The organism is Ferrimonas sediminum, from assembly GCF_900100175.1.
Taxonomy (GTDB): domain Bacteria; phylum Pseudomonadota; class Gammaproteobacteria; order Enterobacterales; family Shewanellaceae; genus Ferrimonas; species Ferrimonas sediminum.
In genome coordinates this window covers 255,375-267,595 of record NZ_FNEM01000003.1, presented here as the reverse complement: position 1 = coordinate 267,595, position 12,221 = coordinate 255,375, and the positions used below count along the sequence as shown (strand labels likewise).

The 12,221-nt window shown below is 57.0% G+C and carries 17 protein-coding genes; 9 read left to right on the top strand and 8 right to left on the bottom strand.

The genetic code is table 11. From position 1 onward, the window contains the following. Positions 1–6: 6 nt before the first annotated feature. The 5 genes from BLT77_RS05605 to BLT77_RS05585 form a co-directional block, all read right to left on the bottom strand. Entirely contained in the window at positions 7–1,095 is a 1,089-nt protein-coding gene (locus BLT77_RS05605; RefSeq protein ID WP_090363270.1) for an efflux RND transporter periplasmic adaptor subunit, read from the bottom strand. Between the two features lie 164 nt (positions 1,096–1,259). Next, the gene (locus tag BLT77_RS05600; RefSeq protein WP_090363267.1) at positions 1,260–2,156 is read right to left on the bottom strand and encodes an EamA family transporter; all 897 of its coding nucleotides are present in this window, start codon (positions 2,154–2,156) and stop codon (positions 1,260–1,262) included. Positions 2,157–2,273: 117 nt separating this feature from the next. Further along, a complete protein-coding gene (rarD, locus tag BLT77_RS05595; protein WP_090363265.1) occupies positions 2,274–3,170 on the bottom strand; it encodes an EamA family transporter RarD in 897 nt (298 codons plus the stop codon). A 135-nt stretch (positions 3,171–3,305) separates the two neighbouring features. Beyond that, the gene (locus tag BLT77_RS05590; protein WP_090363479.1) at positions 3,306–3,653 is read right to left on the bottom strand and encodes an Mpo1-like protein; all 348 of its coding nucleotides are present in this window, start codon (positions 3,651–3,653) and stop codon (positions 3,306–3,308) included. Positions 3,654–3,703: 50 nt separating this feature from the next. Next, positions 3,704–4,309, bottom strand: a complete 606-nt coding sequence (locus tag BLT77_RS05585) for a Maf family protein (RefSeq protein WP_090363262.1) — start codon at positions 4,307–4,309, stop codon at positions 3,704–3,706. 387 nt (positions 4,310–4,696) lie between these two features. Here BLT77_RS05585 and yceD point away from each other — a divergent pair, with 387 nt between their 5' ends. The 9 genes from yceD to BLT77_RS05540 all read left to right on the top strand — a co-directional run bounded on the left by yceD (position 4,697) and on the right by BLT77_RS05540 (position 11,400). Further along, entirely contained in the window at positions 4,697–5,227 is a 531-nt protein-coding gene (yceD, locus tag BLT77_RS05580; RefSeq protein WP_090363259.1) for a 23S rRNA accumulation protein YceD, read from the top strand. A gap of 16 nt (positions 5,228–5,243) precedes the next feature. Beyond that, positions 5,244–5,414, top strand: a complete 171-nt coding sequence (rpmF, locus tag BLT77_RS05575; RefSeq protein ID WP_090363256.1) for a 50S ribosomal protein L32 — start codon at positions 5,244–5,246, stop codon at positions 5,412–5,414. 12 nt (positions 5,415–5,426) lie between these two features. Beyond that, on the top strand, positions 5,427–6,455 hold the full coding sequence (plsX, locus tag BLT77_RS05570) for a phosphate acyltransferase PlsX (protein WP_090363254.1): 1,029 nt from the start codon (positions 5,427–5,429) through the stop codon (positions 6,453–6,455). Positions 6,456–6,462: 7 nt separating this feature from the next. Next, complete coding sequence (locus BLT77_RS05565) at positions 6,463–7,428, top strand: beta-ketoacyl-ACP synthase III (RefSeq protein ID WP_090363251.1); 966 nt, start codon at positions 6,463–6,465, stop codon at positions 7,426–7,428. Between the two features lie 9 nt (positions 7,429–7,437). Then, the gene (fabD, locus tag BLT77_RS05560; protein WP_090363249.1) at positions 7,438–8,361 is read left to right on the top strand and encodes an ACP S-malonyltransferase; all 924 of its coding nucleotides are present in this window, start codon (positions 7,438–7,440) and stop codon (positions 8,359–8,361) included. 17 nt (positions 8,362–8,378) lie between these two features. Continuing rightward, entirely contained in the window at positions 8,379–9,125 is a 747-nt protein-coding gene (fabG, locus tag BLT77_RS05555; RefSeq protein ID WP_090363246.1) for a 3-oxoacyl-ACP reductase FabG, read from the top strand. Between the two features lie 165 nt (positions 9,126–9,290). Then, positions 9,291–9,524 carry an acyl carrier protein gene (gene acpP / locus BLT77_RS05550; RefSeq protein ID WP_028113710.1) on the top strand — a complete coding sequence of 78 codons (234 nt, stop codon included), beginning with the start codon at positions 9,291–9,293 and terminating at the stop codon, positions 9,522–9,524. A gap of 62 nt (positions 9,525–9,586) precedes the next feature. Continuing rightward, positions 9,587–10,825: a beta-ketoacyl-ACP synthase II gene (gene fabF, locus BLT77_RS05545; protein ID WP_090363243.1), complete on the top strand. Its 1,239-nt coding sequence runs from the start codon at positions 9,587–9,589 to the stop codon at positions 10,823–10,825. A gap of 56 nt (positions 10,826–10,881) precedes the next feature. Continuing rightward, positions 10,882–11,400, top strand: coding sequence for a prepilin-type N-terminal cleavage/methylation domain-containing protein (locus tag BLT77_RS05540; protein ID WP_090363241.1), 519 nt, complete (start codon positions 10,882–10,884; stop codon positions 11,398–11,400). A gap of 60 nt (positions 11,401–11,460) precedes the next feature. Here the strand turns inward: BLT77_RS05540 and BLT77_RS05535 are convergent, their stop codons facing one another. From BLT77_RS05535 to BLT77_RS19990, 3 genes are read right to left on the bottom strand one after another with little or no spacing between them, the layout of a single operon-like run. Next, positions 11,461–11,772 carry an OmpA family protein gene (locus tag BLT77_RS05535; RefSeq protein WP_281241964.1) on the bottom strand — a complete coding sequence of 104 codons (312 nt, stop codon included), beginning with the start codon at positions 11,770–11,772 and terminating at the stop codon, positions 11,461–11,463. Between the two features lie 33 nt (positions 11,773–11,805). Continuing rightward, a complete protein-coding gene (locus BLT77_RS20650; protein ID WP_425431719.1) occupies positions 11,806–11,955 on the bottom strand; it encodes a hypothetical protein in 150 nt (49 codons plus the stop codon). Between the two features lie 2 nt (positions 11,956–11,957). After that, positions 11,958–12,080 (bottom strand): helix-turn-helix domain-containing protein, encoded by a 123-nt coding sequence (locus tag BLT77_RS19990; RefSeq protein ID WP_143026571.1) that lies wholly within the window; start codon positions 12,078–12,080, stop codon positions 11,958–11,960. Between the last annotated feature and the right edge of the window lie 141 nt (positions 12,081–12,221).

Below are 12,221 nucleotides of genomic sequence, written 5' to 3'. Positions count from 1 at the left end.
GAACCCTTAGCGCTGGGCCAGTTGCAGAGGCTCGATCACTTCGACGTGGGCGTCCTCTTTCAGTTGATGCTGACCGCGAACCACCACTTTGTCCTGCAGGCTCAGGCCGGACAGAATCTCTACGCGGCCTTCGTCCTCAAACCCCAGTTCGACCTGACGACGGCGGGCTTTGCCCTCTTCCACCACATACACCGCATGGCCCTGATCCTGTCGCAGCAGCGCGGTTCTCGGAATCACCAGGGCGTTGTCATGGCTGTCGTATTTGAGTTTGGCCTTGGCGAACATGCCGGCCTTCAATTGTCCCTGGTCATTGGGGACCGTCAGGGTGACCTTGAAGGTACCGGTGTTGCTGTCGACGATGGGGCTGATGCGCTCTACCCGAGCCTCGAAGCGCTGGTCGTTGGCCCCGAGAATCAACTGCGCCAGTTGGCCCTTGCGTACCTGGCTGAGTTCCTGCTCCGGCAGGTATAAAATGCCATGCAGCTCATCCTGGCGTACCACATAGAACAGCTCTTTATATTGCTCGGCCATGTTGCCCCGCTTGACTAGACGTTTGGCGACCACGCCGTCGAAGGGGGCCACTGCCCTGGACTCTTTCAGCTGCAGTGCCGCCAGATCCCTATCGGCGATAGCCGACAGGCGCCGGAACTCCAGTTTGGCCATGGTCTCTTCGCTCACCAGCTGTTTGTTGGCGATTTTTTTCAGACGGTTCAGCTCCTGGTCGATGACGTCCAGCTCGGCCTGGGCCTTGTTGAGGTTGTAGCGGTAGCGCTCGGACTCGATGCTGGCCAGCAACTGACCGGCAACCACCTTGTCTCCCTCTTCGACGGCGATGTGGGTAATGATGCCGGGCACCCGGCTGACCACCATCGCCTCTTCCGGAGCTTCCAGGATGGCGGTGGAGCTGTAGTAGGAGGCGACGGTGCCGCTGACCACATTCCGGGTCTCCACCGGCAGAGTGACGATGCTTTGGTCGGTTTCGCTGGTCTGGGCCGTTTCGGGGGTGTCGGCGCCGGTGTCATTGGCGGGAGCCTGGCCACAGGCGGTCAGGATGAGAATCAGAGACAGGGCAGTCACAGACAGGCGGCAATTCATAGCACAGTTCCTTGGTTGCTTAAGTCGTACGTTAGCAACGGCAATGCAGGCTCTGTGCCAAAGTTTTGAGGCTTTCTAAATCAATGGGTTATGTGATTTTCATGTTGAAATTTTGGTGGGGTTAACAAGATGTTGCGGCAATTGACCAACTGTTGGTGAGTTTGCTAACTCGGTGGTGTGGTGGCCATAGACGGGCGCCGGTGCCGCCGCCACAGCTCGGTGCCGATAACGGCAGCCAGCCCTCCCCATATCAGTATAAAGCCCAGTAAGCGATTGGGGTGGCAGGCCTCGTCGAAGACCCATACCGCCAGGAGAAACTGCAGGCTGGGGTCGTAATACTGCATCAAACTGAAATGGCAGAAACTGATCCGTTTTACCGCGTAGTTGACCAGAATGACCGCGGTCAGAATCAAGATACCGAAACCCAGGTGGTAGGCGATTCGGGCACCATCACCCTGCTGCAGAACCGAATCGCCGTTAAGCCACAGGTAGCCCAGATACAGCAGTGCCGGCGGCAGCACCACCAGTTGCTCCAGTGACAGCGAGGTCAGGGTGTCCAGCTGCACCTGCTTTTTCAGGGCGCCGTAGGCGGCGAACAGGCCGCCAAGTACCAGGGCCAGAATGATGCTGTCGGCATGGCTGTGGAACTGAATCACCACCGCGACCGTTGCCAGCATCAGCGCCAGCATCTGAATGCGGTTAAGGCAGTCGCGAAACACCACTACCGCCAGCACCATCGACAGCAATGGTGACAGAAACTGCCCCATGCTGGCTGCCAGAATCTGGTTGTGGCTGAAGGCCCAGGTGGAGAGCATGCCCCCGACCCCCAGCAGCGGTGCCGCCAGGGCGCAGCGCAGCAGCGCCGGCCGGTTATGGCGGCAGGCGTAAAGGATTCGCTGGCTTTGGCCCTGCCACTGCATCAGCGACAGCAACAGCACGGCGCTCATTACGATGCGCAGACTGATGAGCTCTACCACATCGGCACCGGGCATCAGCGGCAGATACAGCGGCATCAGACCGAAGATGCTGAAGGCCACCAACAGTGCCAGCTTGGGGAACATGAAATCCACTCCTTGGGACGGCGATCGGTAAACCCTATCACTCCAGCCGCCCAGGCGGGCACTGTGATGGAAAAACTTTGAACCCCATCCATGGATTAGGTTGATAGTGGCGGCGGTCTAGGGGGCCAACCGCCGTCTTCGCCGCTGTTGGGTCAGTGCTTCGACCGAGCACAGCAACAGCCCCAGCCAGATCAGGCCAAAGGTCACGGCCTTGACCTGGTCAAACACCTCGGCAAACAGGACGGTGGCCAGCAGGAACTGCAAGCTGGGTTCGATGTACTGCATCAATCCCACCATGGTCAGAGAGGTGCGGTTGATGGCCAGGGTAAACAGGATAAGGGGCGCCAGGGTAATGGGGCCGGCACCGAGATACAGCAGCAGGGTGCTGCCACTGCCGCCGAGGGAGGACAGCCCCGAGGTGGCCTGGGCGTACAGCAGGAACGCCAGTGCAGGCGGGGTTAATAGCACCGCTTCCACCGCCACCGAGGTCAGGGAATCGAAGCGGATGTACTTTTTCACCAGCCCGTACAGAGCAAAAAAGCTGCCCATGAGCAGAGAGATCCACGGCAGCTCGCCATATTGATAGACTTGATAGCCGATACCGGCGGTGGCCAGCACCACCGCAAGGCACTGCGCCGGTGACAGCCGGTCGTTTTGAAACATCACTCCCAGGGCGATGGCAATCAGCGGATTGATGAAAAATCCCAGGCTGGCCGCCAGTACCTGCCCATGGGTGAGGGCGTAGGTAAAGCTGTACCAGGAGACGCACATCAGCAGTGAGGCAAGCAGGCATAACCCCAGCGAGCGCCGATCGGCCACCACTGCCGCCAGCGACATCGGCTTGCGGCTCAGCAACCGAATCAGCAGCAGCATCACCGGCACCGAGGTGATGATGCGGATCGCCAGCAACTCATTCATGTTGGCCTGGGGAAGAAAGTGGTAGTACAGGGGCAGAATGCCCCACAGAACAAAAGACAACGCCGCCAGGGCATTGCCAATCCGTGCTTGGCTCATGGTAATTTCAGGTACGTGCAGTTCGGGAAGGGCGCCAGTGTATCCTATCGTCCGTGGGCGAGGGTAGCGTCAGTGGTGTGGTTGCGAGCCGACCCGCGAACCCGGTTTTCGGCTTGAAACGCAGTCACTGCGGTTTCACCGAACTGGCTTGTGTTTGGGGGCCTGCAGTTGCTTGAGCTTGGGTGCCAGTTCGCCGGTAATGGCGTCTTTGAGCATCACCCAGTCCGCCAGCAGGCTGTAAAAGGGGTAGGTAAAGGTGGCCGGGCGGTTCTTTTCGAAGCCAAAGTGACCGGCCCAGGCAAAGCCATAACCAATTACCGGCAGCAGCAGCAGCAGCAGCAGTTGGCCGGAGGCCACGGCAATCCCGGCAGTCAGCAGCACCAGCGTAGAGCCGATATAGTGCAGCACGCGGCAGCGGCGGTCTTGGTGCTCCCCTAGATAGTAGGGGTAGAACTCCTGAAATGAGGTGAATCGCTGTTCCATAAACCTGTTCTGACCAAAAGTTGACCAGAACAGGTTTATCATGACTGCATTCAGGAGGCAAGATCCGCCTGGGCGCGCAGTACGTCGAACCCTTCCGCTTGCAGCATTTCGGTCAGGCGAATGAGCGGTAGACCCATCAGGGTGTTGGGATCGCGGCCGCTGAGACGGTCAAACAGGGCGATACCCAGGCCTTCGCTCTTGAAGCTGCCAGCACAGTTGTAAGGCTGTTCGGCTTTCAGGTAGGCGTCAATCTGCTTCAGGCTGAGGTTCTTGAAGTAGACCTTGAAGGTCTCGACATCCACCTGACTTTCACCGGTATCGGTGTTCAGCAGACACAGGCTGGTATAGAAGGTGACTTTTTTACCACTGGCGGCCTGCAGTTGCTCGACGGCGTTGTCGTGGGTTCCGGGCTTTCCCAGAATCTCATCGTCGATCACGGCAACCTGGTCGGAACCGATGACCCAGGCATCGTCGTGGCTCTGGCCGGCGGCACGGGCTTTCGCTTCGGCCAGACGCATTACCAGTTGATAGGCGGTTTCATCGTCCAGTGGGGTTTCATCGACCTCAGGCTTTTCACAACGGAAAGGGAGATTCAGTTTTTCGAGAATCTGACGTCGAAAAGGTGAGGTGGAGCCAAGGATAAGCGGCTTTTTCATGATGACACTTCAAAAGTTGATACAAATTTTCAGGCCGCAAGACTAGCAGATGAGATTCGAAATCACCATAAGGGGGGTTGGCGGGTTTTTGATCTGGTTCAATCTCGAGGCAAACTTCGGCGAAAAAGGGTCACAAATTCTTCAGAATTGGATTCTGACAGGGCGTTTTGCCGGGTTTGTGAACGGTGTTGGCAAACCACCAAGGGCGGGATGACGGCGCGGTAAATCAGGGGATAGGGGAGCGTCAGTGGAATCACCGTGGTTGTGGTGATGTCGATGTGGTGAGTAGACTAAGGCAGGGCGCTGATTACAGCGTGTTCAGATGGGAACTCAGGGTCTAAAATATTCTTTGACTCTGTGGAACTCAATCTATAAACTGCGCGCCCTATGCAGAATGTTCAAATTCCGGTATCGCTCGACCCAAAACGAGCTGCTCAACGGGGTCTTAGCTATGAAGGTATCCTTCAAGCCAAGCACCTGAAGCGTTTGATTGGTGTGAGTTCCGGCGATTGCACTGATGCTGAAGTGTCCGTTGAATGCGGCACTGACATCCAGGGGATAGTCTACCTCAAGGGGAAGGCTGTGACGGAGCTCACTCTGACGTGTCAGCGCTGTATGGAAACTTTTCAGCATCCTATCGCAGTTGAATTCGCATACAGTCCTGTGACCGACGATTCACAGGTCGAAGAGCTCCCGGATGCTTACGATCCCGTCGAACTCAATGAGCACGGCGAGATCAGACTACAGGAATTAGTGGAAGACGAATTGTTGTTGGCCGTACCGATGATGCCTATGCATGATCTGGCTGATTGCAACCGCCCTGAAACTGAGATCGTCGTGGGTGAATTGCCACCCGTCAGTCCTGAGGAAGAGCGTCCGAATCCCTTTGCGGTGTTACAAAACCTTAAAAGTAAGTAATTAGGAGATTGGGGCCATGGCCGTACAAAAAAGTAAAGTGACTCGTTCTCGTCGCGGTATGCGTCGTTCACACGATGCTCTGACTGAGTGTCAACTGTCTGTAGATGCGACTTCTGGTGAGACTCATCGTCGTCACCACGTAACTGCCGACGGTTACTACCGTGGCAAGAAGGTAATCAACAAGTAAGTTGTTACCGACTTGACTCATCTAACCCTAGCGTTAGATACCATGGGGGGCGATCACGGCCCTCATGTGACAGTGCCTGCAGCTTTGCAGGCGCTGTCGGTTTATTCCGACCTGCATCTTATTCTGGTGGGCGATCGCCCCGAGATTCTCTCTGTTTTACGTCAGCATCATGCGTCCGAATCCGTTCGGTTGCAGATTTTGCATGCCGATCAGGTTGTGCAGATGGGCGACAAGCCCCTGCATGCCTTACGGCGCCTGAAACAGAGTTCGATGCGGTTGGCGCTGGACCTGGTGGCCAATGGCCAGGCCAACGCCTGCGTCAGTGCCGGTAACACCGGTGCACTGATGACTATGGCTAAAGTGGTACTGAAAACCCTGCCCGGGGTGGACAGGCCGGCTTTGGTCAGCGCACTACCCAGCATGCATGGACAGCCGGTATACCTGCTGGACCTGGGCGCCAACGCCTGTTGCGACTCGGAAGCCCTGTTTCAGTTTGCGGTCATGGGGGCCGTATTGGCGGAACAGGTCACGGGAAATCCCAATCCGAGAGTGGCCCTGCTTAACATCGGTACCGAAGAGATCAAAGGTAACGATCAGGTTCAGCAAGCAGCAAGGTTGCTGCAGAGTACTCCCCATATCAATTACATAGGCTTTGTCGAAGGCGACCGGATCTTTACCGGTGACGCGGACGTAATCGTCTGCGATGGCTTTGTCGGCAACGTCACTCTTAAAACCACCGAAGGGATCGCCCGCCTGCTGATGCACCAGATTGCACAGTCGGTGAAACAGAATCTGATGGCCCGCTGTCTGAGCTGGCTGTTGAAAGGGCGATTAAAAAAGCTTTTTTTGCAAATGAACCCCGACCACTATAACGGTGCGAGTCTGTTAGGATTGCGCCATATTGTGGTAAAGAGCCACGGGAACGCCGATGAGATGGCCTATTTGCGCGCCATCGAAGAGGCCATAACGGAGGTTCAAAGGCAGGTGCCTGGCAAAATCAAAGCTCGACTCGAGTCGGTGCTACTAGAAAAATCCTGTTGATATTCCTATGCATACAAAAATTTTAGGTACTGGGAGCTACTTGCCCACCCAGATCCGCACCAATGCCGATCTGGAAAAAATGGTGGACACCACCGACGAGTGGATCCTGGAGCGCACCGGCATTCGCCAGCGTCATATCGCCACTGGCGACGAGACCGTGTCCTACATGAGCCACCAGGCCTCTGTGAAGGCTCTGGAGATGGCCGGGGTTGACGCGTCCGAGATCGACATGATCATCTGTGGTACTTGCAGTGCCGCCAATGCGTTCCCGTCTGCAGCCTGTGAAGTGCAGGCGATGCTGGGCATTCAGGGCATTCCCGCCTTTGATGTGGCGGCAGCCTGCAGCGGCTTTATCTACGCTTTGGCGGTGGCGGATCAGTTCGTCAAATCCGGAGCCTGCCAGAAGGTGCTGGTGATCGGCGCCGATGCCCTGGCGGATCTGTGCGATCCGGATGACCGCTCCACCATCATTCTGTTTGGTGATGGCGCCGGTGCCGCCGTGGTTGGCGCCTCTGAGCAGCCCGGGGTGATGTCGACCCACATCCATGCGGATGGTCGCCATGGTCCGCTGCTGAAAGCGGCCAACCCGGTTCGCAGCAAGGCCCCTCGCGCCACCAGCGAAGAGGAATACATGTTTATGAAGGGCAACGACGTGTTTAAGCACGCCGTGACCCGTTTGGCCCAGGTGGTGGAAGAGACTCTGGTGGACAACCAGATGGACAAGTCGGAGATCGACTGGCTGGTTCCCCACAACGCCAACTATCGCATCATTAAAGCCACGGCTAAGAAGCTGGGCATGGGCATGGACCAGGTGGTTCTGACCCTGGCCGAACACGGCAACACCTCGGCGGCCTCGGTGCCGATCGCCCTGGATGTGGCGGTACGAGATGGTCGTATCCAGCGCGGCCAGGTGTTGTTGCTGGAAGCCTTTGGTGCCGGCTTTGCCTGGGGCTCGGCCCTGGTTAAATTCTAAGGAATTATCATGTCTAAATTTGCATTCGTATTTCCCGGACAGGGAAGCCAAACCGTTGGCATGCTGGCTGAACTGGCCGCAGAAAACGACGTCGTCAGCCAGACTTTTGCCGAGGCATCGGAGGTTCTGGGCTATGATCTGTGGAGCCTGGTCAGCCAGGGTCCGGCTGAAGATCTGAACCAGACCCAGCGCACCCAGCCTGCTTTGCTGGCCGCCAGTGTGGCGTTGTACCGGGCTTACCGCCAGGCGGGGGGCGCAGCTCCGGCCGCCATGGCAGGTCACAGCCTGGGTGAGTATTCTGCCCTGGTGTGTGCCGGTGTACTGGATTTTAAAGACGCGATTAAGTTGGTGGAGTTGCGTGGCCTGGCGATGCAGGAAGCCGTTCCCGTGGGAACCGGCGCCATGTACGCCATTATCGGCCTGGATGACGACGCCATTGCTGCCGCCTGCGAGCAGGCGGCTCAGGGGCAGGTGGTGTCGCCGGTGAACTACAACAGCCCGGGGCAGGTGGTGATTGCCGGTGAAAAAGACGCCGTAGAACGCGCCGGAGCCCTGTGTAAGGAAGCCGGTGCCAAGCGTGCGCTGCCGCTTCCGGTCAGTGTGCCGTCTCACTGCGCCCTGATGAAGCCCGCTGCCGACAAACTGGCGCTGGCGTTGAATGAGCTGACCCTGAGCACCCCTGAGGTGCCGGTGATCAACAACGTCGATGTGGCCGCGGAAACCGAGGCCGACGCCATTCGTCAGGCACTGGTTCGACAACTGTACAGCCCGGTACGCTGGACCGAAACCATCAACGCCATGGCCGAGCAGGGGGTTGAAGCCACCTACGAATGTGGCCCGGGCAAGGTCCTGACCGGTCTGGCGAAACGAATTAACAAGACGATCTCCGCTGCGGCGCTGAACTGTCCAGCAACCTTAGCTGCGGCGTTATAATAAGGAATAGACTTCTCATGACCATTAGCATCGATTTGACCGGAAAAGTGGCGTTGGTAACCGGCGCCAGCCGTGGCATCGGTCGCGCGGTTGCCGAAACTCTGGTGGCCGCCGGCGCCAAGGTGATCGGTACCGCCACCAGTGAGCGCGGCGCTGCCGCCATCAGTGAGTACCTGGGGACTCACGGCCAGGGCATGGTACTTAATGTGACCGAACAGGCCTCCGTTGAGGAACTTTTTGCGGCGATTAAGGCCGAACATGGTGATATCGATATTCTGGTGAACAACGCCGGTATTACCCGCGATAACCTGATGATGCGGATGAAGGAAGAGGAGTGGTGCGACATCATCGACACCAACCTGACCTCTCTGTTCCGCACCTCCAAGGCGGTACTGCGGGCGATGATGAAGAAACGCGCCGGCCGGATCATCAATATCGGCTCTGTGGTGGGTACCATGGGCAACCCGGGTCAGGCCAACTACTGTGCGGCCAAAGCCGGCCTGCTGGGCTTTACCAAGTCCCTGGCCAAAGAGGTTGCCAGCCGCGGCATTACCGTTAACGCGGTGGCGCCCGGATTCATCCAGACCGACATGACCGAAGAGCTTAATGATGACCAGAAGCAAGCCATCATGAGCCAGGTGCCGGTGGCCCGTTTGGGGCAGGCGAAAGAAATTGCTGATGCGGTTGTATTTCTGGCGTCAGATCGTGCAAGCTATATCACAGGTGAAACTCTGCACGTCAACGGCGGAATGGTAATGGCCTGATTTGGGCCGAAACCGTGATCCAGTAGCTAATTTGAAGCGAAATTCGGCTAAATGAAGTCATCTCCGTGGTTTGACCACAAAAGCGTGGCTTGCATTGTCAGACGAATCGAATAAACTACTCGCAACTCTACGCAATGGCGTAAAATAAATAGGAAAGCGAAGACTATGAGCAACATCGAAGAACGCGTTAAGAAGATCATTATCGAACAGCTGGGCGTGAAAGAAGACGACGTAAAAGCTGAAGCTTCTTTCGTTGATGACCTGGGTGCTGACTCTCTGGATACCGTTGAGCTGGTAATGGCTCTGGAAGAAGAGTTCGATACTGAGATTCCTGACGAAGAAGCAGAAAAGATCACTACCGTTCAGGCAGCGATCGACTACGTAACGGCTAACCAGTAAGCCGACGAATTTTAAAACAGGCGGCTTGGGCCGCCTGTTTTTGTTTCTGACGGAGAATAATAATGACCAAGCGCCGCATTGTGGTCACAGGCCTTGGGGCGGTTACCCCGGTTGGCCATGACGTCGATACTACCTGGGCCAACGTACTGGCCGGTCAGAGTGGTGTCACGCCCATTACCCACTTCGATGCCAGCGAGTTCGCTGTCCGCTTCTCTGCCTCGGTCAAGGATTTTGATATTGAGGCCTATCTTTCCAAGAAAGATGCCCGCAAGATGGATCTGTTTATCCAGTACGGAATGGCCGCGTCCATCCAGGCGTTCAAGGATTCCGGGCTGGAAGTGAACGACGGCAACGCCCACCGTATCGGGGCTGCCATTGGTGCCGGCATGGGCGGACTGCAGTTGATTGAAGCCAATCACAGCCAGTTTGTTAAGTCCGGCCCCCGCCGCATCTCGCCGTTCTTTGTGCCATCCACCATCATCAACATGATTGCCGGTCACCTGTCGATCATGTACGGCTTTACCGGCCCGAACATCGCCATTACTACCGCCTGTACCACCGGTGTGCACAACATCGGTCACGCGGCGCGGATGATCGCCTACGGCGATGCCGATGTGATGATTGCCGGCGGTGCCGAGATGGCCACCACCGAACTGGGTGTTGGCGGCTTTGCTTCAGCCAAGGCGCTGTCGACCCGTAACGACGAGCCCACCAAGGCCAGCCGTCCCTGGGATAAAGATCGCGATGGCTTCGTGATCGGCGACGGTGCCGGCATGATCGTGCTGGAAGAGTATGAACACGCCAAGGCCCGTGGCGCCAAGATCTACGCCGAACTGGTGGGTTTTGGTATGAGTGGCGATGCCCACCACATGACCTCGCCACCGAGCGACGGTCGCGGTGGTGCGGCGGCGATGACCAACGCCCTCAATGACGCCGGTGTGGCGCCCGAGGCCGTGGGTTACATCAACGCCCACGGCACCTCTACGCCTGCCGGTGATATCGCCGAAGTGAACGGCGTTAAGTCGGTGTTCGGCGAACATGCCTACAAGTTGATGATGGGTTCCACCAAATCCATGACCGGTCACCTGTTGGGTGCCGCCGGTGCGGTTGAATCGATCTTCACCATCCTGGCCCTGCGTGATCAGCAGGTGCCACCGACCATCAACCTGGACAACCCGGATGAAGGCTGCGATCTGGACTTCGTCGGTCCGGTAGCGCGTCAGGCCGAGTTGGATTACGCCCTGTGTAACTCCTTCGGCTTTGGTGGTACCAACGGCTCTCTGTTGTTTAAGAAAGCCTAATTCAAAGGGGCACCGCCCGGTGCCCCCTGTTTTCTCCTTCCAATGTGAATTCTAAGATGGCCTACGTGGTTGCTAAGCCCCGGGGCTTTACCCTGGTTGAACTGATCATCGTCATTGTGGTGCTGGCGGTATTGGCCGTGGTGGCGGCGCCATCGCTGATCGCCCCCTCCTCTGAAGCCAGGCAACAGAGTCTGAATGCCTTTGCCGGCGCTTTTACTGAATCGGAGCGGCTGGTGATTACCAAGTTTGCGCTGGAGGGGCTGGATATGAATGCGGCCACCAGTCAGGCCCTGTACGACGACAACAACGTCGAGTTGGTGTCCTCTGCCCATGGCACCATCAAGCTGACTCCCCATAACCTCCACGGCATGATGGAGATAGATGGCTTTGTGGTGGTGGGCGATGCCATGGAAACCGAGGTGGTGGTAGTACCTTCCGGATTCGATTCGTTGGTGGACGGTGAAAGCTCCAACGCCATGGTGATCAAAGCCAAGGCGACTCAGTGTTACCTGTCACTGACCCGCCCCAGTGGTGCAGACAAAGTGGCCCAGGCCATGACCTATAGCGGCTGCTAAGTGGCACAGTGATGAAAAAAAACGGCGCCTATTGGTGCCGTTCTTTGTGTTTGGGGCGGGTCAGTCGCGGCGAATCTCCACTCGACGATTGGCGGCCCGGCCTTCGCTGCTGTCGTTGCTTTTCCAGGGTTGGCTTTCGCCGGCGCTACTGCTGTCCAGTTTGGATTCGTCGACCCCCATCTCTGCCAAAGCCCGGCTGGCGCTGTCTGCCCGGGCCAGACCCAACTGTTGGTTGTAACTGGCGCTGCCACGGTCGTCGGTGTGGCCGGTAACGGCGATGGCGCGGGGGTTGTGTTTTAATCTTTGGGCCACCTCTTTCAGAATTGCCACCGAAGCCGGAGTCAGATCGCTGCGGTCGAAATCGAAGTAGATGCGGGCCTGGGGATCTTGATGCAGCAGGCTGGGTTAGACGTTGCCTTCCATGGCCCGGGCTTGCTTGGAAAAGTGTTCTACCTGAGACAGCATAACGCGGGCGTCTTTCAACAATCGTGTGCCCTTGGGGGTTAATACCGGGTATTTACCGAGGCGGCTAAATAGGTCAAAACCGAGGTCAATCTCTAAATTTTGAACCTGTTGACTGATGACGGCCTGAGTTTTTTTACCTCTTTTCCTGCGGCGGTAAATGAACCGTTTTCGGCCGCTGCAACAAAAGCTCGCACCGCCTCAATTTGCAGTTTCATACTCTTTCCCTGAGATGTATCGGTAAGCGACATATTACCGAACGATATGCTGTCACTGTTGATAGATTAGTTTTTGTTATTGCTCGATTTTTAATTTCATAAATCAAACAGTTCGGATTGCGAATTGTCACCCTCCCTGCG